This window comes from Proteinivorax hydrogeniformans (genome assembly GCF_040515995.1).
Lineage (GTDB): Bacteria > Bacillota > Proteinivoracia > Proteinivoracales > Proteinivoracaceae > Proteinivorax > Proteinivorax hydrogeniformans.
The window spans coordinates 1,178,746-1,205,303 of sequence record NZ_CP159485.1; the positions used below are offsets into that span (position 1 = coordinate 1,178,746).

The following is a 26,558-nucleotide window of genomic DNA, read 5'->3' on the forward strand; positions in this document are numbered from 1 at the left end:
GTGATAATATGTTGAGATTAGTAATTAGGTTCATTATTTCTGCGATTGTATTAATGGCCATGGGATTTTTTCTGCCGGGATTTGGGGCTTTAGGATTTGTTGGAGCTTTAATTTCAGCGGTAGTAATTTCTGTGCTAGGTTATATCATGGAAAAATTATTTGGTGAAAACATTTCTCCACAAAATCGTGGTATTGTAGGATTTATTTCATCTGCGGTTGTTATATATCTAGCGCAATTTTTAGTGGCTGATTTAAATGTCTCTATTTTCGGTGCTCTTATTGCGGCGTTTATTATAGGAATAGTGGATGCATTTGTTCCAACAGAACTTAGATAAAGGAGGAATTTGTTTTGACAATTAATTTTAGGACAGACTTAGCAGTTGAAGCTCACGAATATGTAGCAACACAGAACCCCCAAGGAATCAACGGAGTGGATGTACAGGATCAAAACTTTCAAGACCATTTTGTTAAGAGAGTTGAAATAACTACTCCTGGGGCGTCTCAACAAATGGGCAAACAAATGGGGAGATATATAACTTTAGAAATGCCAGACTTTCGTAAGAAAAACACAGAGTTTGAAGAAAGGGTAAGTCAAACTTTTGCTCAACAATTAAACTCTATGTTACCACCAAGTCCTAACCAGAATGTTCTTATTGTGGGGTTAGGCAACTGGAACGTCACTCCAGATGCATTAGGGCCAAAAGTTATCGACAGACTACTTATTACCCGTCACCTGAAATCCATGATGCCCGAAAGATTTAGTAATAACGACTACCAAACAGTGTCGGCGCTTGCGCCAGGTGTTTTAGGTTTAACTGGGATTGAAACTAGTGAGGTTATTGAAGGAGTAGTTAGGCAAACTCAACCCGACTATATTATAGCCATAGATGCTCTAGCTGCAAGGGATGTATCAAGGCTCAACACTACAATCCAAATCTCTGATACAGGAATACATCCTGGTTCAGGAGTTGGTAATAAAAGAAAGGGAATAACAAGGGAAGATTTAGGTGTCGATGTAATAGCAATTGGTGTTCCAACTGTTGTAGATGCTGTCACTGTAACAAGTGATACCATCGAGATGGTTACAAATACAGTTGCTCAAAATAGCCAAGGCGGTCAAGGTGGTCAGTTTTACCAAGCATTAAACTCATTAGATGGGCAACAAAAAGAGCAGTTGATAGCTGAAGTGTTAAATCAGAATCTAGGTTCTTTGATTGTTACTCCAAAAGAGATAGATAGACTAATTGAAGATATAAGTGATGTTGTGGCAGGCGGAATTAACGCAGCTTTGCATCCAGTGATAGACTATCAAGATGCAACAAAACATTTATATTAGTTTAAAAGGTGGGCGCTAATGTGCCCTCCTTTTTTGTCCTTTCAATTAATTTTCATGTATGTTTTTGGTTCAATTAGAATAGTAATGTGTTAGTTATGAATTAATTGGACAAAGTCTTGCTTATGGCGGGAGGTACATATATGAAAAGAACTAATCAGCAAAGCTTTCATCAGTTTAAAAATAGCAATAGATTTTCCTATAAAAACTCTAAAAGTAAATCCCCTATAGTTAATATTCCACTGCTGATAATCACGGTGGGCATAACTTTTTTTATGCTAGTTTTTGTTATGCAAAATTATTACACTCATAATCCACATCTTTATAAAGACTACCTTCTACAAACAGTGCCTGCCTTTGAAATGGTAGCGCCGCGAGAAGAAGACATAGTGGAGCATAGTTTGCTAGTTAGCTTAGTGAGTATGACAACAGGTATAAATATAACTAATCCTTTTAGCCTTTTAGAAAGCCAGGTGCCTGCTTTTGCTCAGCTAGACTATAAACCTGTGGTTACCACTCCAGCTGAAAAAAAGCCTTTAGAAGTTGTCGAAAACGATGCTGAGGAAGAAGAAAAGAATGAACCTGCTATAAACGCCGAAGATTTAAAGGTGGCAATTTACCATTCGCATACTACGGAAGCTTTTGTGCCGACAAGCGGCATTCCGCATACCGAAAAGTTTGATGAAACCATCGTAAAGGTGGGAGAAAAACTAAAAGAACAGTTAGAGAGTATGGGCGTTTATGTATTACACGATAAAACATACCATAATCAAAGACATAGTGAGTCTTACCGCAAATCTGCCACCACAGTAGAAGAAATTGTTAAGGAAAATGATTTTGATCTAATAATAGACCTACACCGTGATGGTGTGGGACAAAGTTCCAGCGTTGGAAGGCCGGTTACAACAGCTGATATTCAAGGGGAAGAAATGGGCAAACTCCTTTTCCTTGTAGGTGGGAGACATGATGATTGGAGACAAAATTATGCGCTAGCCAACACGCTAAATGAAGTCACCAAGCAAAAGTACCCCGGTCTAAGCCGTGGTGTAATAGTTAGGTCCACTGGAAACTACAATCAAGACCTTCATAAAAATAATATACTTATAGAAATCGGTGGTCATTGGAATACTTTAGAAGAGGCTATAAAAACAACTAAGCCTCTTGCAGAAATTATTGTGGAGGGACTTATGCAAAGAAATGAATAAAAAAGTTTTAGCAGCACTTCTTTACCTTCTTTTTCTCTACTCTTTTTTCACCTTAGCCCATGCAGGTTTAGAGGAAGTTTATGGCGATCAGCCAGCAGTACTACGTTTAAACAGAGGGGACGGCCAGATAGAAATACTGGGTAGGAAATTCCAATATCCTTTTGTGGACACACATGTATTCGATTAAAAATGGGTAGCACTTGTCCATTTACCATCCAAATGCTATAATTTTGTACTATATACATACTTAACTTAGGAGGATATTGATGGACCAACAAAAGATAAGAAACTTTTCAATAATTGCTCATATAGACCATGGAAAATCCACCCTTGCTGACCGCATCTTAGAGCATACAGGGACCCTTACAGATAGGGAGATGTCTGAACAGGTATTAGATCAAATGGATCTAGAAAAAGAACGTGGAATAACTATCAAACTACAGGCGGTTGCATTAGATTACAAAGCCCAAGATGGTGAAAGCTATAAGTTAAACTTAATAGATACTCCTGGTCATGTAGACTTTGCTTACGAAGTTTCTAGAAGTTTAGCTGCATGTGAAGGAGCTATTTTGGTTGTGGATGCTGCTCAAGGTATAGAAGCTCAAACATTAGCAAATGTTTATCTTGCAATGGAAAACGATTTAGAAATAATTCCTGTAATTAACAAAATCGATCTTCCTAATGCCGATGTCGAAAAAGTAAAAAAAGAGGTAGTTGATGTGCTAGGAGTCGACGCTGAGTCTATAGTATTAGCATCAGCTAAAGAGGGAATTGGCATTGAAGACATTTTAGAGGCTGTAGTTACTAATGTGCCTGCTCCAGAAACAGAGAATAACAAACCATTAAGAGCCTTAATTTTTGATTCCCACTTTGATAACTACAAAGGGGTTATTGTATATACTAAAGTAGTTGAAGGAGAAATCAAAAAAGGCGAAAAAATAAAAATGATGTCAACGGGAAAATCGTTTGAGGTAATAGAGACCGGTAAGTTTAGGCCTGCCCCTGTTTCTGTAGACAAGCTTTCAGCGGGAGAAGTTGGGTTTATTGTAGCTGGCATAAAAGAAGTGAAGGATACCCGAGTTGGTGATACAATAACTAAATTATCGTCAGAGGCGAATAAACCTCTTCCAGGTTACAAAAAAGCTAACCCTATGGTCTATTGCGGCCTTTACCCTGTTGATAACAGCGACTATACAGAGCTTAGGGATGCATTAGACAAGCTGATATTAAATGATGCAGCTTTAGTATATGAGCCAGAGAGTTCTGTAGCTTTAGGTTTTGGTTATCGCTGTGGCTTTTTAGGCTTGCTACACATGGAAATTATCCAGGAAAGGCTAGAAAGAGAATATGGTTTAGACCTGATAATTACCGCACCAAATGTTATTTATCATGTATATGATCTTGAAGAAAATATGATTAAGGTGGACAACCCTGCTCAGTTGCCTGAAAGATCAGAAATACAAAGAATAGAGGAGCCTTATGTAAAAGCATCAGTCATAGTACCACAGGATTATATAGGTGCAGTAATGGAAATTTGTCAGGAAAAACGGGGAACATTTAAAACCATGGACTATCTAGATGACATAAGGGTAATGATTCATTATGACATACCTCTTAGTGAAATTTTATATGACTTTTTTGATAACTTAAAATCAAAAACACGAGGATACGCTTCGCTTGACTATGAGTTTTTAGGCTACAAACCATCTGAATTAGTTAAGCTTGATATAAAGCTTAATGAAGAGATAGTTGATGCCCTATCTGTTATTGTGCACAAAGATAATGCATACAGTAGGGGACGGGCTTTAGCATCAAAGCTTAGAGAAATAATTCCACGTCAAATGTTTGAGGTTCCAATCCAAGCGGCCATAGGAAATAAAATTATTGCTAGAGAAACAGTAAAAGCAATGCGAAAAAATGTTTTAGCCAAATGCTATGGTGGGGACATAACTCGAAAAAGAAAGCTAATTGAAAAACAAAAAGAAGGTAAAAAGCGAATGAAGCAATTAGGAACAGTCGAAGTTCCCCAAGAAGCTTTTATGGCAGTGCTGCGCTTAGAGTAATGAGCGGCTTATATATCCACATTCCTTATTGTAATACTAAGTGCTCTTACTGTGACTTTGTTTCCTATACAAACACAAAAACCATTGATAAATATATAAATGCCTTAAAAAACGAAATAACGCTAAATCAAAAAACTCTAAAAGATTTAAAACCAAGCACCATCTTTATAGGTGGCGGAACCCCAACTTTAGTTCCTGTACATCTAATGCACGATTTATTCAAAGAACTCTCTCAAGTTATAAACATCTCTGATGTTAAAGAGTGGACTATAGAAGCAAACCCCAAAACAATATCACTAGAAAAGTTAAATGCCTATAAACAGATAGGTATTAATAGAATCAGCTTAGGGGTTCAAAGCCTACAGCAAGGCCTTTTAGACTTAATTTCAAGGAAACATACCCCTGCCGAAGCAATTAAAGCTATACAGCTAGCCCAAGGTGTAGGATTTGAAAATATTTCAGTGGATTTACTCTACGGGTTGCCCAATCAAACCACTGCAAATATTTTAGACGACATAAAAAGGTTAGTAAATGAAGAGGTAAAGCATATATCTTTTTATGGCCTACAGCTAGAAGAAGGCACTCCCTTACATGAAAGGGTAAATAGTGGAAGAATTACTCTGCCCAAAGAGGAAGATATCAAAAAGCAGTATTTGCAAGCTGTGGACTTATTAACAAACTACGGCTATAAGCAATATGAAATATCAAATTTTAGCAAACCTAACTTTAAAAGCTTACACAACCTAGGGTATTGGAATAGAGGTAATTACCTTGGTTTAGGAGTAGCAAGTCACTCAAAAATAGCTAAAAAACGTTTTTATAACACAAATAGCCTTAATGAATACCTCAGCACCCTAGAAGGTAATAAGTTGCCAATAAAGGAAAGTCAGGTCCTAAAAAAGAGTGAAGAAAAACTTGAACAGGTGATGCTTAAGTTGCGGACTGATATGGGGATCCCTCTAAAGCAGTTTACTAACTGCCCAAAGTTTTCCCTTTATCATGACAACCTTATCTCTAACAGTCTTGCAGTTAATGAAAAGGGTACGCTCAAACTTACTGCTAATGGATACCTGCTTTCTAATAAAATAATTGCAGATTTGTGGAATTTTATTGAATAATGTAGGAAAAATATTCTGCCAAACACGTTGACTTTTTTGGCTAAAAATGATATTTTATGTATAGTTAGCACTCAAGCTTATAGAGTGCTAACAAGAAAGATGGGGGTTGATTATATGGTGGATTTAGGTGCTAGAAAACGGGAAATTCTAAAAGCTATTGTGCTAGACTACATTAACACAGCTGAACCTATAGGCTCTCGCACGCTGGCTAAAAGACACCAAATCGGATTTAGTCCAGCTACCATACGGAACGAAATGGCAGACCTAGAAGAGTTAGGATTTTTAGTTCAACCGCATACTTCCTCTGGTCGAATCCCCAGCCAACTTGGATATAGAATTTTTGTAGATGATTTAATGGAGAGGGATAGGTTAAAGCGAGAGGAAGCACATAAACTTAAGACTATGTACTCAAAAAAGTTAAGTGATCTAAATCTTTTAATTGAGCATACTGCCACAACCTTATCAAAAATTACAAACTACACATCTGTAGTTGTAAGTACAGAACGACCAGGACTAGAGATAAAGCACTTAGATTATGTTCAATTATCCGACCGAGAGGGCTTGATTCTTTTTGTGACAGAAAATGGCTCCGTAGAGCATAAGAAAATTCGTTTTAGTGCACCTTTTAAAAGTGAAGAAATAGAAATCATTTTACAAGTTTTAAGATCTAAGTTAGTCGGAAATAAGCTTACCAAAAGTGTGGCTCAATTAGTTTCCGAAATACAAAATGAATTTTATAACTTCAGCCCTATATTGTTAGAGTTTACCGAAAGCATCCTATCTTCGCTTTTTAAGACTCAAAACACCAAAGTTGCAACTGGTGGAACCTCCAACTTTTTGTCTCAGCCAGAGTTTAATGACATAAACAAAATCAGAAGTTTGCTGAGTATATTAGAACAAAATAGTATTTTGTTAGATTTACTAGAGCAAAACTCACAAGAAGAGGGAGTAAATGTAAAAATTGGAAACGAATTAATAGTAAGCCAGTTCCACGATTGCTCTTTAGTGTCAACAACATTTAATATTGACGGAATATCAACCGGCAAAATAGGAGTTATAGGGCCACAGCGCATGGACTATGGTAAAGTGATGAAGGTATTAGAATATATCTCCAGTAACTTTGACCAACTGATTGAATAATAAAGGGGTGGAAGACTTGGCAAAAGAGAATAAAGAGGAAATAAAAGAAGAAAATCAGCAAGAGCAAAAAGAAGAGCATGCAGAGAATGAAAAGCCAGAAAATAGTGATGAAAATCAAAATCAAACTAAGCAAGAATATCAAGCTGAGATTCAGTCCTTAAAAAATGATCTAAAAAGAGAAGAAGAGAAAAACGAACAGATCTTAGGGCAGCTTGCTAGATTGCAGGCTGATTTTGATAACTTTAGAAAAAGAACCACAAAAGAGAAAAGCGACATAATAAAAAGCGCAAATTCCGATTTAATTTTAAAGCTACTACCTGTACTAGATAATTTTGAATTGGCACTACAAAACCAGCAAGAAGATGGTTTTCGTAAAGGTGTAGAAATGATTCTAAGACAGCTTGTTGATACACTAGAAAAAGAGGGACTACAAGAAATAGATGCCCTTAACAAGCCCTTTGACCCTACCTTACATGAGGCGGTAATGCAGGAAGATAATGATACCGTCGAAGAAAACACTGTAATAGAGGTTATGCGAAAGGGTTACTTACTTAACGATAAACTGCTTCGACCATCAATGGTCAAAGTATCTAAATAATTACAACGAAAACTTAGGAGGTAAAAGATATGGGAAAAGTAATTGGAATTGATTTAGGAACAACAAACTCAGTAATTTCCGTTATGGAAGGTGGAGAACCAACAGTTATTGCAAATGCTGAAGGTAGCAGAACAACACCATCAGTAGTAGGATTTACCAAAGATGGCGAAAGGTTAGTAGGTCAAACTGCTAAAAACCAAGCCATTACTAACCCAAATACAGTTGCGTCTGTAAAAAGGCATATGGGTACTAACCATAAAGAAAAAGTTGGTGATAAGGAATACACACCACAGGAAATATCAGCTTTTACTTTGCAAAAACTAAAAGCCGATGCTGAAAGCTACTTAGGTGATAAAGTGTCTCAGGCAGTAATTACAGTGCCTGCATACTTTAGTGATAGCCAACGTCAGGCGACAAAAGATGCTGGAAAAATTGCTGGCCTAGAAGTACTTAGAATAATCAACGAGCCTACAGCTGCAGCGCTAGCGTATGGTTTAGATAAAGCTGAAGAAGATCAAACAGTATTAGTTTTTGACTTAGGTGGAGGAACATTTGATGTAAGTGTACTTGAGCTAGGCGAAAACGTTGTAGAAGTTAGAGCAACAAGCGGAAACAATCGTTTAGGTGGCGATGACTTTGACGAAAGAGTTGTTGAGTATTTAACAGCTGAATTTAAAAAACAAACTGGGATTGACCTAAGCAAGGATAAAACAGCAGTGCAAAGACTGAAAGATGCTGCAGAAAAAGCTAAAATTGAGCTTTCAAATGTTGTAAACACTAACGTTAATCTGCCATTTATTTCGGCTAATGAAAATGGCCCACAACATTTAGATATCAGCCTAACCAGGGCTAAGTTTAATGAACTTACTGCTGACCTGGTGGAAAAAACCATGAAACCAACAGAAAGAGCTCTTAAAGATTCAGGGTTTTCAGCTTCTGAAATAGATAAAGTTATCCTAGTAGGTGGTTCAACTAGAATTCCAGCCGTACAAGAAGCTATCAGCAAAAAGCTTGGCAAAGAGCCTAGCAAAGGAGTAAATCCTGACGAAGTTGTAGCTATGGGGGCTGCTATTCAAGCGGGAGTTTTAGCAGGTGATGTTAAAGATGTACTGCTGCTAGATGTTACACCTCTATCTTTGGGAATTGAGACTTTAGGTGGCGTATTTACCAAGCTGATTGAAAGAAACACCACAATCCCTACATCTAAGAGTCAAGTGTTCTCAACTGCTGCTGACAACCAACCATCTGTTGACATCCATGTCCTGCAAGGTGAACGTGAAATGGCTCAATACAATAAAACTCTAGGAAGATTCACCTTAGATGGTATTCCACCAGCGCCAAGAGGAGTACCTCAAATTGAGGTAACATTCGACATTGACGCTAACGGTATTGTAAACGTGTCTGCTAAAGATAAAGGAACCAATAAAGAACAAAAAATTACAATCCAGTCTTCAAGCGGTATCGATGATGAAGAAATAGATCGCATGGTAAAAGAGGCAGAAGAATATGCTGAGGAAGATCAAAAGCGTAAAGAGCAAGTAGAGATTAGAAATAATGCCGACAACTTAGTATATACTACTGAAAAAACCCTAAAAGACCTAGGTGATAAAGTTGAAAACGAGCAGAAAGAGTCCATTGAAAAGCTAGTGGAAGATGTAAAAGAGGCTCTAAAAGGCGAAGATACTGACAAGATAAAAGAAGCTTCTGACAAACTATCAGAAGAACTTCATAAAATATCTTCAAAAATTTATGAGCAGCAAGCTGCTGAACAACAAGCTCAACAAGGCGGCGAACAAACCCAGCAGCAAGATGAAGATGTTGTTGACGCTGACTTTACAGAAGTAGACGACGAAGATAAGTAATAAAAACAGAAAGTCAAAGCTATAGCTTTGACTTTCTGTCCTAACTATGTTATTTTTTCTTAGAGGTTTAAGTTAATAGAGGTGAGCATATTGAATAAAAGAGACTATTATGAGGTTTTAGGGGTAGATAAAAATGCTAGCGAACAAGAGGTTAAAAAAGCCTATAGAAAGTTAGCTAGAAAATACCACCCTGATGTTAACCCTGGAAATAAAGAAGCAGAGACAAAATTTAAGGAAGCTAAAGAAGCTTATGAGGTGCTAAGTAATCCTCAAAAGCGTCAACAATACGACCAATTCGGTCATGCTGACTTTGATGGTGGTTTTGGTGGTGCAGGTGGTCAAGGCTTTGGCGGTCAGGGCTTTGGGGGATTTGAAGACATCTTTGACTCTTTTTTTGGGGGCGGATTTGGAGGGCGAACTGCTCGAAGAACCGGCCCGACCCGAGGAAATGATTTGCGCTATGATATGAATATAACCTTTGAAGAAGCAGCCTTCGGAGTAGAAAAGAATATTGAAGTCGAAAAAATGGAACGTTGCGATAAATGTAGAGGCACAGGGGCCAAATCAGAAGATTCTATTAAGCACTGTTCTACTTGTAATGGAAGTGGAGAAGTTAGAAGAACACAAAACACCCCCCTTGGCCAGTTTGTAAGCTCCAGTCCTTGTCCTACATGTGGGGGAGAAGGTACTCAAATAAAAGATCCTTGTACAGAGTGTAACGGTCAAGGTAAATATCGCAAAAGAAAAACTATAAATGTTAACATACCTGCAGGAGTTGATCACGGATCTAGGCTACGTGTCAGCGGCGAAGGAGAGCCAGGCAACAAAGGTGGACCATCAGGAGACCTTTATGTATACTTAGGTGTTAAGCCTCATCCTAAGTTTAAACGCCGAGATAACCAAGTGCTTAGCGAAGAAACAATTAGCTATGTTCAAGGAGCGTTAGGAGTGGAAATAGAGGTTGACACACTAGATGGCAAAGGTAAATTAAAAGTACCTGCAGGAACACAAAGCGGTACTGTGTTTAAGTTGAAGAATAAAGGAATACCATACCTTCGCGGAAGTGGTCGTGGTGACCATCATGTAAAGGTTAAGGTGACTATACCTAAAAAAGTAAGTAAAGAAGAGCGCGATCTGTTACAGCAACTTGCAGAGCTTCGTGGAGAAAAAATTGATGAAACAGATAAAGGTTTTATCAGTAGAGTGAAAGACGCTTTCAAATAAAGGAGTGTTTTGGTAGTGGAGTGGTTAGAGGTTAAAATAGTAACTGATACAGAAGAATTAGAAGTTTTAAATAACTATATTCATGAGCTGGGGATAGGGGGAGTTGTGATAGAAGATCCTTCTACCATTGAAAGTTATATTGAAGATAACAAGTGGGATGCGTATAGTGAACAGCTACTAGATTTAAGTGAAAACATAGTTGTTAAGTGTTACCTTCCAATGGATAACCAAGTTTTCGATACATTATCTGCAATTAAAACCTTTGTACAATTGCACTGCGAAAAAACTGATGAAAGCAAAGTGACCACTTCACAACTATCAGAAAGTGATTGGGAAAATCACTGGAAACAGTATTTTAAGCCTGTGGAAGTTGCTCCTAATTTAATTATAAAGCCTCCGTGGGAAAGTTATGAACCCAAGTCAAAAGCTGTTGTTGTGGAACTTGACCCAGGTCAGGCTTTTGGGACTGGAACCCATCCTACAACCGCCATGTGCTTAAATAAGATAACAGAGCTAATAAAGACAGACGACAAGGTCTTAGACGTTGGTTGTGGTTCTGGAGTTCTATCTATAACCGCTGCTAAACATGGAGCCCACGACGTTATAGGGCTTGACGTTGACTCTACTGCTATTAGAGTAGCTAAGCAAAATTTAAAGCTTAATAACTGCGAAAACATAAAGTTTATCCGGGGAAGTTTAGATGATTTAGATACTTTAAGGGCTGACCTAGTGATAGTAAATATCATTGCAGATGTTATTTTGAGTATTTTACCAAATATAAGCCGGTACATTAAGGAAGATGGCCACTTAGTTCTTTCGGGTATTATTTTGCCTAGGCAAAAAGAAGTTGTAGAAAGTCTTAATAAAAATGGATATACTATTAAAGATATAGATACAGACGGTGACTGGGTATGCATAACAGCTCAGAGGTGGAGCGATGTTTAGGATTAATGTTGAAGAAAAGTTATATGTAGATAAGTTATTAGAGCTAACAAAAGAGGACTCTCATTACATTTGTAAAGTCTTGAGACTAACCAAAGGGGATAACATAAAAGTTTTTAATGAAGCCGGGGAATTTCTTTCCTCGGTTATTTCCGTTGATAAAAAAACTGTCTCGTTAAAAATTCTATCAAAATGTGAAACATCTGAAGTTGAGCCTCAAACTGATGTAGTTTTAGCATTTGGTTACCTTAAAGGCGATAAAAATGAGTTGGTAGTACAAAAAGCTACTGAACTAGGAGTTAACCATATTTGGCCTGTAATTACCGATAGAACCGTAGCAAAAATGGACGATAAAAAGATCGCAAAAAAAGTAGAAAGGCTTCAAAAGATAAGTAAAGAAGCTACAGAGCAATGTGGTAGGCTAAAGGTGCCTAACATTAAAATTTTTAAAGGGCTAACCTCTTTTTGCGATGAAATCGACGCTAAAGACTCACTGATTATACCATGGGAAAAAGAGAAAAAAGCAAGTTTAGATCCTTGTAAGATAAAGACAAAAGGTAGACTAATTTTGTTTATAGGCCCCGAAGGTGGTATTGCAGGTGAAGAAATCCAGAGGTTTAAAAGTCATCACACTATATCTTTAGGAAAAAGAATATTAAGGGCAGAAACTGCTGCAATATCAGCAACAACAGTAGTAATGTACGCTTTAGGCGAGCTAGGAGGTTAACAATTAATGTCAAAGGTTGCTTTTTATACACTAGGATGTAAAGTAAATCAAGACGAAACAGATAGCTTAGCACAGCTATTTAAACAGCACGGTTATTTTGTTGTAGACTTTACCGATAAAGCATCTGTTTATGTTATTAACACCTGCACTGTAACACAAGCTGGAAGTAGAAAATCCAGACAAATGATACGAAGAGCTGTTCGCAATGCACCTGATTCCTTGGTAGTTGTGACAGGTTGCTACTCTCAAACTGCCAGCGAAGAGGTAGCAAAAATACCAGGTGTTGACTTAATCGTCGGCAATGACAAAAAACATTTGATAGTAGATTTAGTTAATCAAAAGGAAAAATCAGAAGATAAAATTATGGTATCACCAAGGCAGAACTTAAGTGAATTTTACAACTTACCTATTCCTGCAGAAAGAAAAAGAAAGCGGGCCACTTTAAAAATCCAAGAAGGATGCGATAACTTTTGCACTTACTGCATCGTTCCTTTTGCTAGAGGCCCCATTAGGAGTAAGCCTTTAGATGAAGTTTTAGATGATGTAAAAAAATTAATTGATGAGGGGTTTAAAGAAGTTGTGCTAACCGGCATTCACTTAGGGTCATACGGAAGAGATAATGATAACGCCACTTCTTTAGCTGATGTGGTTAACCGATTAGGTGAAGTAGAAGGTTTAAAAAGAGTTCGCCTAAGCTCAGTAGAGCCAACAGATTTTGATGAAGACTTACTTAAAGCAATTGAAGCATCACCTAACCTTTGTAACCATTTTCACATCCCATTACAAAATGGAAGTGATGCTATTTTAGAAAAAATGGGCAGAAAGTATGACTCTCAGTTCTATCTAAATATCATAAACAAGGTTCGTAGCATAAAAAAAGATGCCGCTATAACAACTGATATCATGGTGGGATTTCCTTCGGAGAGTGAAGATAATTTTGATGAAAACATAGAACTTGTTAAAAAAGTACGGTTTAGCGACATTCATGTATTTAAGTATTCATTAAGAGAAGGAACTAAGGCAAGCAAGATGTCTAACCAAGTACCGTCAGACATAAAAGATATACGCTCGAAAAAACTTACTGCACTAGCCAACGAATTGAAAGAAGAGTATAACCAAAAGTTCATCGGAAAAGAATTAGACGTGTTATTTGAACAGCATTCTAATGGTTGGGTCTTTGGGCACAGTTCTAATTATATAAAGGTATATTGTGCAAAGAAAAAAGATATTATAGGTGACTTAAGGAGTGTGTCCATAAAGGATTTGCAAGATGATGGAGTTTTTGGTGAGATAAAAGGAATGTAAAAGACAGTAAATTCATATAGTATAGTGGAAAATAAAAAAATACCTCAGATAATAAATAATTTAGAGGATTTATGGGAGGATATTCACATGACAAAGATTTTTATCTTTGAAAGAAAAAGACTTTTTCCACTTGCTATTTTAATTTGTCTTTTAGTTGCAATAACTTTATATGACACTGTTACAAACAAAGCATCTTATCCAGTAGATGGTGAAATGATTTACGCCGTTAATGTTGACCAAGGTAAAATCCCACTACATAGAGAACTTGTTGTGATAGATAATCTAGATACATGGGTAAAGTTTCTTAACGAAAGGGATTTGCCTCACCCAGACTATTCCTTTGATGACAATAACCAAATAGCGGTCTTCGCTGTCAATTTTGATATCCGAAGTTTTGTTGAAAATGTAAACGAGTTTGGAGAAAAAGTCTACAACATAGTTTGCTCCGACAAAAAAGATGCTTATCAAGTCTATGTTATACCACAATCAAAGGATATAAATGTCAACGCAATAAACTGGAACTTTTATGATTCTAAAGGCAATAAGCAAGATGATATCAGCGTTAAAGTAAACCCAAGATAGATGAATTTATCTTTTAGAAGCAGGAAAAATTAATTTAACACGCGAATATAATATACAATGCATCGTAAGGGGGTGACTTTGTGTCTTGTCTTTTTTGTAAAATAGTGCAAGGGGAAATATCAACTGATAAGGTTTATGAAAATGATGATGTTTTAGCTTTTAATGACATCGAACCACAAGCTCCTGTCCACGTTCTGATTATTCCTAAAGATCACTATCCTAATATACAAAAGACCCCCTCAGAAGATGTAGCCAAAATTTTTGATGCAATAAAAGAAATAGCAAAGCAACTAAACTTAGACGAAGGTTTTAGGATTGTGAACAACTGCGGCAACTTTGGTGGACAAACTGTAGACCACCTGCACTTTCACCTTTTAGGTAAGAGAAAACTCAAATGGCCACCAGGTTAATTAACAGGTGATAATTGACAGTATCTAAAGTATTTTGTATAATAGAATTGTTATGCTATGGGTTTACCCAAAGCTTAATTATTTAGTGTGGTAGTACGAGGGGAGGGAAGCTAAGTGGCTGAAGTTAAAATTGGCAAAAATGAATCACTTGACAACGCCTTAAGAAGGTTTAAACGTACATGCCAACGCTCGGGAATACTATCAGAGGCTCGTAAAAGAGAATTTTACGATAAACCAAGTGTAAAACGTAAAAAGAAGTCAGAGGCAGCTCGCAAAAAGAAGAAACGGTTCTAATTTAGCTTAGTGCTGAAGGAGGAAGTAATCGTGAGTTTGGTAGAACGTTTGACAGATGATATGAAGACTGCCATGAAAAGCAAAGATAAGTTTGCCCTCACAGTAATAAGAATGATTCGTTCTGAGTTGAAGTATGCTGAAATAGATAAAGGTACTCCACTTAATGACGATGAGTCGTTTCAAATACTTAACAAGGAAATGAAAAAACGCCGCGAATCTGTAGAAGATTATACCAAAGCAGATAGACCTGAAGAAGTTGAAAAGCTTAAAAGAGAGATAGAGATAATCCAATCCTATCTTCCTGAGCAATTAACTGAAGAGGAAATTGAAGGTATAATTGATAATACAATAGCCGAAACTGGTGTTTCTTCAAAAAAAGAAATGGGCAAGTTGATGTCTGCAGTGATGCCTAAGCTACAAGGCAGAGCAGACGGAAAACTAGTAAGCCAGATTGTGAGCAATAAACTTAATTAAATCAAAAAGAGGCTGGGACAAATCCAGCCAAAACAAAAAAACGGTTCCTATCATTTTGTTGATTGGAACCGTTTTTTACTTAAAGTGGAAAGTGGAAAGTGGAAAGCGACAACGTCGTCCTGAGCCACGCCGAAGGATCTAGCCCGCAAGGGCGCAGGCCCCACACAACGAACCCCAGATGGATGAGAGTCCCCTATTTGGTTATGATGGATCACTGTCTCTGCAAACCAGTTAGGGATGGCCCAAAGCCATAAAACCCTTCACATGGTTCAAAAACGCTTCCCACCAATCAAACCCTAAAATAATATTACGAGCACCTTCAGCGGGCAAAGCAGGAGACAGGAATGCGAGATAGCCATGTCTTAAGTCTCCCCCTCGAAGAGGTAGGGGTTGACCACTGTGTCAACCCATCAGCAAATGGCTATCCAATGTGGCAGTGACCACCAAAACCTTGCTGTTACTAAGGTCATAGGGTGTTATGTACTTTGCTACCAACCTCCAACCTCACATCACTTATTACTATCTTTTAAGTGTAAATTGTCAATTGTAAATTGTAAATTCGCCTTTGAACTCCTGCCCATTAACCAACTTTCCGCTAACCCTAAAGTAGAACCAATATTAAAAAATTGGCCGCGAAAACGTATAAACTTGCTTATTCTGCTGGGTCTAAAAATAAATGTTTTGTAAGGGAGCACTGCAGTGCTCCAGCAGAAGTCATTAGGTTAAAAATAAAAGACTCCTCACTCCTAGAAGTAGACTCGCTAGCAAAGTGGAATTTAGAAAGCGAATTAAAACAGGGGCTTCCCACCAATCAAACCCTAAAATAATATTACGAGCACCTTCAGCGGGCAAAGCAGGAGACAGGAATGCGAGATAGCCATGTCTTAAGTCTCCCCCTCGAAGAGGTAGGGGTTGACCACTGTGTCAACCCATCAGCAAATGGCTATCCAATGTGGCAGTGACCACCAAAACCTTGCTGTTACTAAGGTCATAGGGTGTTATGTACTTTGCTACCAACCTCCAACCTCACATCACTTATTACTATCTTTTAAGTGTAAATTGTCAATTGTAAATTGTAAATTCGCCTTTGAACTCCTGCCCATTAACCAACTTTCCGCTAACCCTAAAGTAGAACCAATATTAAAAAATTGGCCGCGAAAACGTATAAACTTGCTTATTCTGCTGGGTCTAAAAATAAATGTTTTGTAAGGGAGCACTGCAGTGCTCCAGCAGAAGTCATTAGGTTAAAAATAAAAGACTCCTCACTCCTAGAAGTAGACTCGCTAGCAAAGTGGAATTTAGAAAGCGAATTAAAACAGGGGCTTCCCACCAATCAAACCCTAAAATAATATTACGAGCACCTTCAGCGGGCAAAGCAGGAGACAGGAATGCGAGATAGCCATGTCTTAAGTCTCCCCCTCGAAGAGGTAGGGGTTGACCACTGTGTCAACCCATCAGCAAATGGCTATCCAATGTGGCAGTGACCACCAAAACCTTGCTGTTACTAAGGTCATAGGGTGTTATGTACTTTACTACCAACCTCCAACCTCCAACCTCACATCACTTATTACTATCTCTTAATTGTAAATTGTCAATTGTAAATTGTAAATTCGCCTTTAAACTCCTGCCGACTAACCAACTTTCCGCTGATGGGTTTTGTCCCAGCTTTTTAAATTAGTTATCCAAAACATTTTTTTAAAAAATTAGTAAACAATAATTATAATTAAAGGAATTATTATACACAGGATAGAAATATACATAATAGTATAACCTTGTAACCTTTAAAATGTATAACAAAGGGGGGACTAAAATGAAACGGATAATAACAATAACGCTGCTTACTTTGATGTTTTTTATATGTATAGGGGGCGTAGCTAACGGAGAGACAAAAGACATAGTTTATGTAGTGACTATAGAGGATACAATAGATAATGCTTTGCCACGCACTTTAAATAGAGCTTTTAATGAGGCAGAAATGAAAAATGCTGACCTAATAATTTTAGAGCTTAATACACCAGGTGGATATGTAAGAAGAGCTAAAGAAATTAGAGATTTAATTCTAAATTCTGAGATTCCAGTTTATGCATATGTAAACAACTCTGCTATCTCTGCTGGCGCTTTTATTGCTTTAGCGGCAGATGCAATATATATGACAGATGCAGCCACAATGGGTGATGCAGAAGTAATAGCTGGCAATCAACCCGCTGATGAAAAAGTTATCTCTGACTGGGATGGAGCGATGAGGGCTTTAGCTAAAAGAAACGATAGAGATCCTGAAATAGCTTCTGCTATGGTGCGAAGAGAAAAACAGATTGATAACTTAGTTGAAGCTGGTCAGCTCCTTACCTTAACCACATCGCAGGCGCTTGAACATGGTTACGCAGAAGGGGAATATGGAACTCGCGCTCAAATGCTACAGGACTTGGGGTATGGAAATCATAGCGTTGTGGAATTTACCGAAGCCTGGGCGGAAAGGTTTGCAAGATTTATAACTAGCCCCCATGTAGGAGCTATTATACTTTCTATAGGAATGGCGACTATTTTTATAGAAATCATTAGCCCTGGGTTTGGATTTTTTGGTATAACTGGTATCGCATGCTTTGTGCTATTTTTTGCAGGACACCTAATTGCTGGTCTAGCACAATGGGAATATATAGTTGCCTTCATCATAGGTATTGCTATGATTGTTGCTGACATTTTTGCTGCAGGTTTTGGAATACTAGGTATTGGAGGTATTGCGCTGATAGTTCTTAGTATAATCCTAACAGCGGAAACTTTTACAGATGGACTTCTAATTTTAGCTTTGAGTATTCCATTTACAATTATCATCTTAGCGGGGTCTTGGAAGTTTTTATCAAAATCAAATGTCATCAAACGCTTTGTGCTTAGCGACCGTGAGGATGTCGATAAAGGCTATGTAGCATCCTCTAAATACGACGATTTACTTGGGAAAGCTGGAGTTGCCATAACACCTTTACGACCCACTGGCAGCGCTGAAATTGATGGGAAACGCTTTGATGTGGTGACTGAAGGTGGTTATATATCAGCCAACGAAGAAGTAAAAGTTATTAAAGTTGGCAGTAATAGCATAGTAGTTAAAAAAATAAATAATTAAAAGGAGGATTTTATTATGGGACCTGAGATTGCGTTTTTCTTGGTGATAGCAGCTATTGTTGTTATCTTTTTAGCAGTCTTTTTATCGTTTATACCGATTGGACTGTGGATTTCAGCTCAAGCTGCGGGAGTTAGGATAGGATTTTTCAATCTTATCGGAATGAGATTTAGAAGAGTTATTCCTGCTAGAATTGTACAACCGCTAATAAAAGCTACAAAAGGTGGTCTTGAATTAAATACCAACAAGTTGGAGGGTCACTACTTAGCAGGTGGTAACGTAGATAGGGTTGTAAATGCTCTAATAGCCGCTCAAAGAGCTGATATAGAGCTTGAGTTTGAAAGGGCAGCTGCTATTGACTTAGCAGGTAGAGATGTTCTTCAAGCTGTTCAGATGAGTGTAAACCCAAAAGTTATTGAAACGCCTGTAGTTGCAGCTGTAGCAAAAGATGGGATCGAAGTAAAAGCAAGAGCTAAGGTGACTGTTAGAGCAAATATTGACAGGCTTGTAGGTGGTGCTGGCGAAGAGACTATTATCGCCAGAGTTGGTGAAGGAATAGTAACCACTATAGGTTCTTCAGAGAGTCATAAGACTGTGTTGGAAAACCCAGACACTATTTCTAAAACGGTATTAAACCGCTCATTAGATTCCGGTACAGCTTTTCAAATTTTATCAATAGATGTAGCGGATGTTGATGTAGGTAAAAACATCGGGGCAACTCTTCAAGCTGATCAAGCTGAAGCTGATAAGCAAATTGCGCAAGCTAAGGCAGAGGAAAGAAGAGCGATGGCAGTTGCACAGGAACAAGAGCAAAAAGCTAATGTACAAAAAATGCGTGCCAAAGTTGTTGAAGCTGAAGCTGAAGTTCCACTAGCTATGGCTCAGGCTTTAAGAGAAGGTAAAATAGGTGTAATGGACTATTACAACTTGAAAAATATCGGTGCAGATACCGACATGAGAAGTTCTATATCTAAGATGAGTGGTTCCGAGGATAAAAATAAATAAAAGGTAGGTGTTTTATACCATGGAAGCACTCATAGCGTTAATCTTTATTATTGTTTCTGTTGTGATAAGAACTAATAGTCAGGTAAAAAAGCAACAGCAGCAGCGGCAGGAAAGAAAGTTAAAAGATCTCGGCATACCGATGCACAGACGACACTACACCGACCACGGTGAAGAATATGAAGAATCCCTAAGAGAAGAAAATCGCAGACGCTCTACTATACGCCAAGAGAACCAACAAAAAGAGGAATTAAGTCAAGCAGAAGCTCTAGAATATAAGCAGTCAAGGGAAACTAAAATAGAAAAACAAAAAGAAGAGCTTAAAGAAAAAAGAAGAAAAGTAGAGCAGTTACAGGGCGGAAGTAAAAAAAGAGGATTAGGAGCAGCTATTGGAGATTCCATTAAAGAAGGCGAAATAGGCGCTTCAAATAATGTGGGGAATTTGTTCACTGAAAGAAGACAGCTGGTTAATGGAATAATTATGTCCGAGGTTTTAAAAAAGCCCAAGCACAGAAGATAACCTAATAAAAAGGTTTTAGGAATTTTGTTCCTAAAACCTTTTTTTGTTGTTATAGACTATTACTTCCTAGCATAAATTTTAAACAAGAGTTAGGAGGTGGCAAATTTGGGTCGCACAAATATTGTAAAAAAAGGTTTTGCTGAGTTTTTTGATATTCCGAAGGACATTTTACTAGATATGCCAAGAATAATATTAATAGGAACTATGCAGGTCTATATAGAAAACCATCGAGGGATAATTGAATACCAAGAAAATCTAATTAGAGTAAGCGTGAATCGTGGAGAGTTGCATATAATTGGTGAAAACCTAATGCTTAAAAATATATTTAGCGAAGATATATTTATAGATGGAGAGATTGAGTCAATACAGTTTAAATCATAAAAGTGAAGGGGGAAGCTATCATTGTTTTTATTCAAGTTAATTAATCTACTTAAGGGTTATTTAGTGGTAGAGGTTTATGGGAAGTTTACCGAAAAGTTTTTGAACATGGCGATAACTAGAAAAATTTATTTGTGGGATATTAAAAGACATAAAAATAGTATTACGTTAAAGATAGGCATAGATGGGTATAAAGCTTTATGGCCCGTATGCCGAAAAACAGGTTGCAAGATGAGAATTAAAGAAAAAAGGGGCTTGCCATTTAAGTTAAATAAATTACGTAGAAGAAAAGTATTTGCATTTGGAATACTTTTCTTTATAATAGTCTTATATATATCTTCTAAATTTGTTTTATTTGTTGATGTAAGTGGGTTAGAAGAAATCGATGAAATTAAGTTTAACGAGTTTTTAGAGTCACAGAATTTACAAAGAGGAGCTTTTCATCCTTTTTTAGACATAGACGATATCGAACATCAGATTCTGATAACTTTTCCCCGCATAGCTTGGACCTCAATTGAAATACAAGGAACCAGAGTTGTAGTAAACTTAGTAGAAAAAGATCTGCCAGAAGAGTATGACCATTCCCCCACCGATATAGTAGCTAAAAAAGATGGATTGATTACAAAACTTTTAGTTTTGTCAGGAGAATCTGTTGTGGAAGAAGGAGACGTCGTAACAGAAGGAGAAACTATAATTAGTGGCGAATTATTCAATGAGGACACTAGGACTCATATGTTAGTTCGTTCTTTAGGAATAGTTGAGGCCAGGGTCTGGTATCAAGCGACAGGAGAGGCCTATCAAAATGAGTTAGTTTTAAAGGAAACTGATGAACAAATAAAAAAACAACACCTAAATATATTTGGATGGAATATAAAAATCCCATCTAGACAAACTTATGATCTAAAAGATTATTATAAAAGAACAGTTGTCACACAACCTTTAAAATGGAGAGGGTTAGAATTTCCGATTAATTTAATTACAAACTCTTATACAAATTATAGCGGTGTAGATGTAACATATACCAATGATGAGATTGTAGATGTAGCAGCAAAAAGGGCGTACCGAGCAGCAAAGCATGGCATCCCCAAGGGCATTGAGATAGAAAATAAGATTATACACATAATAGAAAAGTCAGATGATAAAGTTAAGGTAAGCGTTGTTTTAGAAACCATAGAAGATATAAGAAAAGATTCGATTATAAAGTTAGAGGAGTAATACAAAAATAGGGAGGTTTTTAATTGCACATAGAAAAATTAGCTATAGAAGACTATAAACAACTACAAGGCCTTATGAGAGCAAATTGCCTCTATTTAGAACGTCTAGAACAAGAGTTTAATGTTCAAATAGATTCGTATGATAAGGGAATAAAAATTAAAGGTGAGAATGCTGACGCCAAAAAGACCGCTCAAATTTTAAGCGAGCTTATCTCCATAATAGAAGCTGATGAATACTTTGATGAACAGCAATTTAACTATATACTGCTTTCACATAAAAAAGGTGATAAAATAAATATGGAAAAACTAAATGAAGAAATTCTTCGCACTTTTGAAGGAAAGGCTATTCGGCCAAAAACTAAAGGGCAAAAATACTACATAAACACTATCAAAAAAAATGATATTACTTTTGGTATAGGCCCTGCTGGTACTGGTAAGACATTCCTTGCTATTGCTTGTGCAGTTAAAGCATTAAAAGACAAAGAAGTTCAAAGAATTATCTTAACTAGACCGGCTATAGAGGCAGGAGAAAACTTAGGATTTTTACCTGGAGATCTTCAGGAAAAAGTAGATCCTTATCTTAGGCCTCTCTACGATGCTTTAGTAGAAATGCTGGGATTAGAATCATTTGAACGCTATATGGAAAAAGGGATTTTAGAGGTTGCTCCCTTAGCTTATATGAGGGGGAGGACCCTAAATGATGCCTTTATTATTTTAGACGAGGCCCAAAACACAACCTCTCAGCAAATGAAGATGTTTTTAACAAGGTTTGGTTTTGGGTCAAAAGCCATAGTCACAGGAGATATAACGCAGACTGACCTGCCGGATGGCAAGTCCTCCGGACTTATGCATGCCAGCGGCATACTTAAGGATGTAAATGGCATTGGCTTTGTGTACCTAAAAGCAGAGGATATAATAAGACATCCTGTAGTTTCAGAGATTATAAACGCATATGATAGCGCAGAAACAAGTTAAGCTAATACAAAGCTTGTTTGAATAAAAAGGTGGGGAAAATTAATGAATAACTTACGACGGATGACAGGGATTGGGATGTTTAATTTTCAAAGGTCTGTTATATGTAAAACTTTCGTTGTTGTAATTGGGGTTATATTAACTTACGTAATTCTCGCCTGGGGGCTTCTTCCGCAGAAGTACTCCTTGTCAGTAGGACAAGTTTCACCTGAAACGATATATGCCCCTAGGACAGCTGTAGACCATTATGCTACAGAAAAGGCTCGCAAGCAAGTAGCTGACCAAGTGCCTGATGTTTACACCTTGGATCAAGCATCGGTGGAGTCGTCAGTTAGTGAGCTTAGTAAACACTTCTCAAACATAGAGAAGCTATCTACAACTGAGGATTATTTAGATAGTGAGGATGACTCTTTAGAGCTACTTAGGGAAATATTAACAGATAATGAGATAAGTAGCTTGGTGAATATGAGCTCTGATAAAAGAGAGGAGCTTTTTGAGTTTTCTTTAGTCACTTTGGAATCTGAGCTTAAACAAGGCATTAAAGTGGATGATGTAGATGGGGCCAAAATAAACATAGAAGAAAAACTTGATTTTGAAAGTATAACTGCAGGTCAGCAACAGGCGCTCACTAACCTTATTTTAAATTATGTGGAAAGCAACCTAAAATTTTCTCATGAGGATACAAAACTTAGCCGTGAAGAAGCAAAAGAACAGGTAGAGGAGATAAAGATCCTAAAAGATTCAAAAATTGTAGATAAGGGTGAAGTAGTTACTGAGCACCATATTTCACAATTAGAAAGCCTTGGCCTACAAGAAGCATCAACACAAGATATTAACTTTTATGCAGGCCTAGGTTTAGTTATTATGTTGGTATTAGGTTCTATAGCGCTTTACCTTTACTTTAATGAACAACAAATATGGAAAAACTCAAATGACCTATTACTTCTTTCTCTGATTTTCTGCACAGCGTTATTTATCAGCAAGATATTTGGGATGTTTTCAGGGTTTTTGATACCTATGGCCATGGCTCCAATTTTAATAGCGATAGTATTTAACTCAAATCTTGCTCATATAGTAAACATAGCATTAGCCATTTTTATTGGAATCATAACAGGGAATAATTTTGTTTTTGTCGTTTTTGCTTTACTAAGTGGTATGGTAGGAATTTATTCTGTACGCAAGGTGACCCAACGCTCTGATCTAACCCGTGCAGGTGCGATTGTAGCTATATCAAACATGCTGATAGTACTTTCTTTAACCTTACTAACAGGCGCGTTTCAGGGAAGCACTGATATGATAAAAACAATTTCTATGGATATACTATATGGCATGCTAAATGGGTTGATTGCAAGTGTGCTGGTTATCGGAATCTTACCGTTTTTTGAAAATATATTTGGCATAACTACTTCCATTCGTTTGTTGGAGTTGTCTAATCCTAATAACGGCGCCCTTAAGAGGTTACTAATTGAAGCTCCAGGGACTTATCACCATAGTATTGTAGTTGGGAACTTAGCTGAAGCTGCAGCAAATGAGGTGGGGGCCGACTCGCTTTTAGTTAGAGTGGGTGCTTATTATCATGACATCGGAAAGATAAACAGACCGTTTGCTTTTATAGAAAACCAACTGGGAAAGAAAAACCCTCACGATAGTTATGACCCCAAATATAGCAGCAGGATTATACTTCAACACGTATCAGATGGTGAAGAAATGGCTAATAAGTATAAGCTTCCACCTATAATAAAGGACTTGATATCTCAACATCATGGAACGACCAAAATCAGCTATTTTTATCATAAGGCCAAAAACATTGATGAAAATGTTGATGAAGCTTTGTTTAAATATAACGGTCCTAAACCACAAACTAAAGAAGCTGCTATAATAATGCTAGCAGACTCTGTGGAAGCTGCAGTTAGATCTATCAAAGAACATGATACAAAGCATATAATAGAAATAATCAAAAAAGTTATTAACATGAAGTTAGAAGAAGGACAATTAGACGAGTGCAACATAACATTTAAAGAGCTTGCTACAATAGAAAAAAAATTTGTAGAGGTTTTACAAGGATTTTTCCATAAAAGAATAAACTATCCTAGTTAATGAGGTGACAAAATGATTGATGCAAATATCGAAGCACTAGAGGAACTACATCTTGATAACAATATAGAAGATTATATTCTACACGCCTGCTCAGTTATCAGTAAAATGGAGAATGTATCCAACAAAGAGGTTAACATAATCTTTGTAGACAATCCATTCATTAAACATTTAAATGAAAAATTTAGAGGAAAGGATAAGCCCACTGATGTGTTATCCTTTCCTCTCGAAACAGGTCTGGACGATGAGTTTTTAGGAGAGATTTATATCTCTTTAGACAAGGCTCGTGAACAAGCTAAAAAGTATGGCCACAGCCTAGACAGAGAAGTGGTTTTTTTAGCGATACACGGATTGTTACATCTAGCTGGCTATGAGCACGATGAAGCGCCTAATCCAAAAATGAGGGAGAAGGAAGAAAAAGTTCTGGAGGAGTTGGGACTTTTTAGGGGGTAGTAAACATGTCAGCAAAGAAAGTTATTAGAAGTTTTAAATATGCAATTGAGGGTGTAACATTTGCCTTAAAAACACAGCTAAACATGAGAATACACTGCCTAGTGGCTATTATTGTTACACTTTTAGGGTTTTACTTAAACCTTGCAATTGTTGAATGGGCAGTGCTCTTATTTAGCATGACATTGGTGATAACAATGGAGTTGATGAATACAGCAATCGAAAAAACAATTGATTTAATAACTGATGAATATCACGAGTTGGCAAAAATAGCTAAAAATGTAGCGGCAGCTGCGGTGCTTTTTTCTGCACTTAATGCAGTTGTCGTTGGTTTTTTAATTTTCCATAATAAAATTGGAAAACTAGTCAGCCCGTTTTTAGGTGTTGGTTCTATTATGGAAGTTGTTTTGGTGATGCTTTTAGGGGTAGGGGTAGTATTATTGGTGGTAAAATTAGTTATAAATGGGGGAGAATAATTTATGTACACTAGAAAAATAGAGTTTAAAATAACTTTTATTGCGATATCAGTGTTGATAGTGTTATTGCTCAATATAGTTTTAATATTTATTTCAGCAGGAGCTTTTTCTTTTGTGGGAGATAGAAGCTTTCAGGACGCTAAAGAACAAGCCTTAACATTAGTAAAATATAATGAAAGTCTCGCTACTGATTGGGGTGTTAAAGACTCAGCAGATGTTAATAATGCACTTTCAAACCTATTGTATGATATTGAGCAAGCTAGTAGTGTAGACGATCTTTCCAGGATTGTTATGAATAACGGAAATGAAACTCAAAGGGTTATTAGAAGGAGAGCAGAGGCCAGACAAGCAGAGATTATTTTATCCATGATTAGTAGCGATAAAAATGTTAGGTCAGTTGTGGATAAGAGGCAGCTTAATGTATCTTATAACTCCGAGGGTGAAATAGATTTTGAGGATGGAGGTTTTTTAGCACAAGAAACAAAAGAGAGCATAACTGGTTATCTAGATGAAGTTCCGACATTATGGGATAGAACTATTGAGGTAGAAGTAGAAAATGGTTTGGCAAAGCTAATTACACCTCGGTCAGCTGATGAGCGCGAAAAGCAGCTAGAATCCGAACTTGACCAACTAAAGGCAGAGGTTGAATCGCTAAGAATAAGCTCAGGTCATGCAGAAATGTCGGGAGAAGGTATTTATATCAGACTTTATGACAACCCCGATGCATACGGCCCAAACATGAACGATTATATCATTCATGACTATCATGTGCTGGAAATAGCTAACGAACTTTTTGCCTCGGGAGCTCAAGGAATTGCAATAGATGGTAGAAGGTTAACCTCAAATAGCTCTATAAGATGTGTAGGACCTTTGATTCATGTAGATCACCACCCAATTTCCGTTGACCCGATTGAAATTCACGCTGTGGGAGATCCAAAACTCTTAGAAAGTGGCTTGCTGCTCTATGTAAAGACTAGGCTCAAACCTAGAGGAATTGAATATGAAATAGAAGTGCCAGAAGATGGGGTAAATTTACCCGCTTATACAAGGAGGAATAATTAAA

At 37.2% G+C, this 26,558-nt stretch carries 27 protein-coding genes; all 27 read left to right on the forward strand.

The features are described from left to right. Positions 1–8 precede the first annotated feature (8 nt). Positions 9–335 carry a phage holin family protein gene (locus PRVXH_RS05655; RefSeq protein ID WP_353894333.1) on the forward strand — a complete coding sequence of 109 codons (327 nt, stop codon included), beginning with the start codon at positions 9–11 and terminating at the stop codon, positions 333–335. A gap of 14 nt (positions 336–349) precedes the next feature. Then, complete coding sequence (gpr, locus tag PRVXH_RS05660; protein ID WP_353894334.1) at positions 350–1,336, forward strand: GPR endopeptidase; 987 nt, start codon at positions 350–352, stop codon at positions 1,334–1,336. A gap of 140 nt (positions 1,337–1,476) precedes the next feature. After that, entirely contained in the window at positions 1,477–2,538 is a 1,062-nt protein-coding gene (locus PRVXH_RS05665) for a stage II sporulation protein P (RefSeq protein WP_353894335.1), read from the forward strand. Continuing rightward, positions 2,531–2,725 carry a hypothetical protein gene (locus tag PRVXH_RS05670; protein ID WP_353894336.1) on the forward strand — a complete coding sequence of 65 codons (195 nt, stop codon included), beginning with the start codon at positions 2,531–2,533 and terminating at the stop codon, positions 2,723–2,725. Before PRVXH_RS05665 ends, PRVXH_RS05670 begins: the two co-directional genes overlap by 8 nt. A 79-nt stretch (positions 2,726–2,804) precedes the next feature. Beyond that, positions 2,805–4,601: a translation elongation factor 4 gene (gene lepA / locus PRVXH_RS05675; protein ID WP_353894337.1), complete on the forward strand. Its 1,797-nt coding sequence runs from the start codon at positions 2,805–2,807 to the stop codon at positions 4,599–4,601. Beyond that, a complete protein-coding gene (hemW, locus tag PRVXH_RS05680) occupies positions 4,601–5,719 on the forward strand; it encodes a radical SAM family heme chaperone HemW (RefSeq protein ID WP_353894338.1) in 1,119 nt (372 codons plus the stop codon). Before lepA ends, hemW begins: the two co-directional genes overlap by 1 nt. A 36-nt stretch (positions 5,720–5,755) precedes the next feature. After that, the gene (hrcA, locus tag PRVXH_RS05685) at positions 5,756–6,859 is read left to right on the forward strand and encodes a heat-inducible transcriptional repressor HrcA (protein WP_353894339.1); all 1,104 of its coding nucleotides are present in this window, start codon (positions 5,756–5,758) and stop codon (positions 6,857–6,859) included. Between the two features lie 16 nt (positions 6,860–6,875). Continuing rightward, complete coding sequence (grpE, locus tag PRVXH_RS05690) at positions 6,876–7,457, forward strand: nucleotide exchange factor GrpE (protein ID WP_353894340.1); 582 nt, start codon at positions 6,876–6,878, stop codon at positions 7,455–7,457. A gap of 29 nt (positions 7,458–7,486) precedes the next feature. Continuing rightward, positions 7,487–9,319, forward strand: a complete 1,833-nt coding sequence (dnaK, locus tag PRVXH_RS05695) for a molecular chaperone DnaK (RefSeq protein WP_353894341.1) — start codon at positions 7,487–7,489, stop codon at positions 9,317–9,319. A gap of 87 nt (positions 9,320–9,406) precedes the next feature. Then, positions 9,407–10,543, forward strand: coding sequence for a molecular chaperone DnaJ (gene dnaJ, locus PRVXH_RS05700; protein WP_353894549.1), 1,137 nt, complete (start codon positions 9,407–9,409; stop codon positions 10,541–10,543). Positions 10,544–10,558: 15 nt separating this feature from the next. Continuing rightward, positions 10,559–11,488, forward strand: a complete 930-nt coding sequence (prmA, locus tag PRVXH_RS05705) for a 50S ribosomal protein L11 methyltransferase (protein WP_353894342.1) — start codon at positions 10,559–10,561, stop codon at positions 11,486–11,488. Continuing rightward, complete coding sequence (locus tag PRVXH_RS05710) at positions 11,481–12,212, forward strand: RsmE family RNA methyltransferase (RefSeq protein WP_353894343.1); 732 nt, start codon at positions 11,481–11,483, stop codon at positions 12,210–12,212. Before prmA ends, PRVXH_RS05710 begins: the two co-directional genes overlap by 8 nt. A gap of 6 nt (positions 12,213–12,218) precedes the next feature. After that, positions 12,219–13,517, forward strand: coding sequence for a tRNA (N(6)-L-threonylcarbamoyladenosine(37)-C(2))-methylthiotransferase MtaB (gene mtaB / locus PRVXH_RS05715; RefSeq protein WP_353894344.1), 1,299 nt, complete (start codon positions 12,219–12,221; stop codon positions 13,515–13,517). A gap of 87 nt (positions 13,518–13,604) precedes the next feature. Next, complete coding sequence (locus PRVXH_RS05720) at positions 13,605–14,099, forward strand: hypothetical protein (RefSeq protein WP_353894345.1); 495 nt, start codon at positions 13,605–13,607, stop codon at positions 14,097–14,099. 80 nt (positions 14,100–14,179) lie between these two features. Continuing rightward, on the forward strand, positions 14,180–14,509 hold the full coding sequence (locus PRVXH_RS05725) for a histidine triad nucleotide-binding protein (protein ID WP_353894346.1): 330 nt from the start codon (positions 14,180–14,182) through the stop codon (positions 14,507–14,509). Between the two features lie 114 nt (positions 14,510–14,623). Continuing rightward, complete coding sequence (rpsU, locus tag PRVXH_RS05730; protein WP_353894347.1) at positions 14,624–14,803, forward strand: 30S ribosomal protein S21; 180 nt, start codon at positions 14,624–14,626, stop codon at positions 14,801–14,803. A 30-nt stretch (positions 14,804–14,833) separates the two neighbouring features. Further along, the gene (locus tag PRVXH_RS05735; protein WP_353894348.1) at positions 14,834–15,277 is read left to right on the forward strand and encodes a GatB/YqeY domain-containing protein; all 444 of its coding nucleotides are present in this window, start codon (positions 14,834–14,836) and stop codon (positions 15,275–15,277) included. 1,810 nt (positions 15,278–17,087) lie between these two features. Beyond that, the gene (locus tag PRVXH_RS05740) at positions 17,088–18,392 is read left to right on the forward strand and encodes an NfeD family protein (protein WP_353894349.1); all 1,305 of its coding nucleotides are present in this window, start codon (positions 17,088–17,090) and stop codon (positions 18,390–18,392) included. Between the two features lie 15 nt (positions 18,393–18,407). Continuing rightward, positions 18,408–19,394 (forward strand): flotillin-like protein FloA, encoded by a 987-nt coding sequence (gene floA / locus PRVXH_RS05745; protein ID WP_353894350.1) that lies wholly within the window; start codon positions 18,408–18,410, stop codon positions 19,392–19,394. A gap of 19 nt (positions 19,395–19,413) precedes the next feature. Further along, entirely contained in the window at positions 19,414–19,911 is a 498-nt protein-coding gene (locus PRVXH_RS05750) for a hypothetical protein (protein ID WP_353894351.1), read from the forward strand. 105 nt (positions 19,912–20,016) lie between these two features. After that, complete coding sequence (gene yqfC, locus PRVXH_RS05755; RefSeq protein ID WP_353894352.1) at positions 20,017–20,292, forward strand: sporulation protein YqfC; 276 nt, start codon at positions 20,017–20,019, stop codon at positions 20,290–20,292. 21 nt (positions 20,293–20,313) lie between these two features. Beyond that, entirely contained in the window at positions 20,314–21,504 is a 1,191-nt protein-coding gene (gene yqfD, locus PRVXH_RS05760; RefSeq protein ID WP_353894353.1) for a sporulation protein YqfD, read from the forward strand. Between the two features lie 23 nt (positions 21,505–21,527). Next, positions 21,528–22,478: a PhoH family protein gene (locus PRVXH_RS05765; RefSeq protein ID WP_353894354.1), complete on the forward strand. Its 951-nt coding sequence runs from the start codon at positions 21,528–21,530 to the stop codon at positions 22,476–22,478. Positions 22,479–22,520: 42 nt separating this feature from the next. Then, entirely contained in the window at positions 22,521–24,572 is a 2,052-nt protein-coding gene (locus PRVXH_RS05770) for an HDIG domain-containing metalloprotein (RefSeq protein ID WP_353894355.1), read from the forward strand. 12 nt (positions 24,573–24,584) lie between these two features. After that, positions 24,585–25,022 carry an rRNA maturation RNase YbeY gene (gene ybeY / locus PRVXH_RS05775; RefSeq protein WP_353894356.1) on the forward strand — a complete coding sequence of 146 codons (438 nt, stop codon included), beginning with the start codon at positions 24,585–24,587 and terminating at the stop codon, positions 25,020–25,022. 5 nt (positions 25,023–25,027) lie between these two features. Further along, the gene (locus PRVXH_RS05780) at positions 25,028–25,495 is read left to right on the forward strand and encodes a diacylglycerol kinase family protein (protein ID WP_353894357.1); all 468 of its coding nucleotides are present in this window, start codon (positions 25,028–25,030) and stop codon (positions 25,493–25,495) included. A 3-nt stretch (positions 25,496–25,498) separates the two neighbouring features. Beyond that, the gene (locus PRVXH_RS05785; protein WP_353894358.1) at positions 25,499–26,557 is read left to right on the forward strand and encodes a DUF881 domain-containing protein; all 1,059 of its coding nucleotides are present in this window, start codon (positions 25,499–25,501) and stop codon (positions 26,555–26,557) included. The last annotated feature ends 1 nt before the right edge of the window (position 26,558 follow it).

What these genes read in the sequence shown, in the direction of transcription:
- PRVXH_RS05665 (WP_353894335.1), top strand. Translation starts at nt 1,477, where the DNA reads ATGAAAAGAACTAATCAGCAAAGCTTTCATCAGTTTAAAAATAGCAAT.
- lepA (WP_353894337.1), top strand. Translation starts at nt 2,805, where the DNA reads ATGGACCAACAAAAGATAAGAAACTTTTCAATAATTGCTCATATAGAC.
- PRVXH_RS05655 (WP_353894333.1), top strand. Translation starts at nt 9, where the DNA reads ATGTTGAGATTAGTAATTAGGTTCATTATTTCTGCGATTGTATTAATG.
- PRVXH_RS05720 (WP_353894345.1), top strand. Translation starts at nt 13,605, where the DNA reads ATGACAAAGATTTTTATCTTTGAAAGAAAAAGACTTTTTCCACTTGCT.
- PRVXH_RS05740 (WP_353894349.1), top strand. Translation starts at nt 17,088, where the DNA reads ATGAAACGGATAATAACAATAACGCTGCTTACTTTGATGTTTTTTATA.
- PRVXH_RS05670 (WP_353894336.1), top strand. Translation starts at nt 2,531, where the DNA reads ATGAATAAAAAAGTTTTAGCAGCACTTCTTTACCTTCTTTTTCTCTAC.
- dnaK (WP_353894341.1), top strand. Translation starts at nt 7,487, where the DNA reads ATGGGAAAAGTAATTGGAATTGATTTAGGAACAACAAACTCAGTAATT.
- mtaB (WP_353894344.1), top strand. Translation starts at nt 12,219, where the DNA reads ATGTCAAAGGTTGCTTTTTATACACTAGGATGTAAAGTAAATCAAGAC.
- PRVXH_RS05780 (WP_353894357.1), top strand. Translation starts at nt 25,028, where the DNA reads ATGTCAGCAAAGAAAGTTATTAGAAGTTTTAAATATGCAATTGAGGGT.
- PRVXH_RS05750 (WP_353894351.1), top strand. Translation starts at nt 19,414, where the DNA reads ATGGAAGCACTCATAGCGTTAATCTTTATTATTGTTTCTGTTGTGATA.
- floA (WP_353894350.1), top strand. Translation starts at nt 18,408, where the DNA reads ATGGGACCTGAGATTGCGTTTTTCTTGGTGATAGCAGCTATTGTTGTT.
- PRVXH_RS05770 (WP_353894355.1), top strand. Translation starts at nt 22,521, where the DNA reads ATGAATAACTTACGACGGATGACAGGGATTGGGATGTTTAATTTTCAA.
- hemW (WP_353894338.1), top strand. Translation starts at nt 4,601, where the DNA reads ATGAGCGGCTTATATATCCACATTCCTTATTGTAATACTAAGTGCTCT.
- PRVXH_RS05710 (WP_353894343.1), top strand. Translation starts at nt 11,481, where the DNA reads ATGTTTAGGATTAATGTTGAAGAAAAGTTATATGTAGATAAGTTATTA.
- ybeY (WP_353894356.1), top strand. Translation starts at nt 24,585, where the DNA reads ATGATTGATGCAAATATCGAAGCACTAGAGGAACTACATCTTGATAAC.
- PRVXH_RS05785 (WP_353894358.1), top strand. Translation starts at nt 25,499, where the DNA reads ATGTACACTAGAAAAATAGAGTTTAAAATAACTTTTATTGCGATATCA.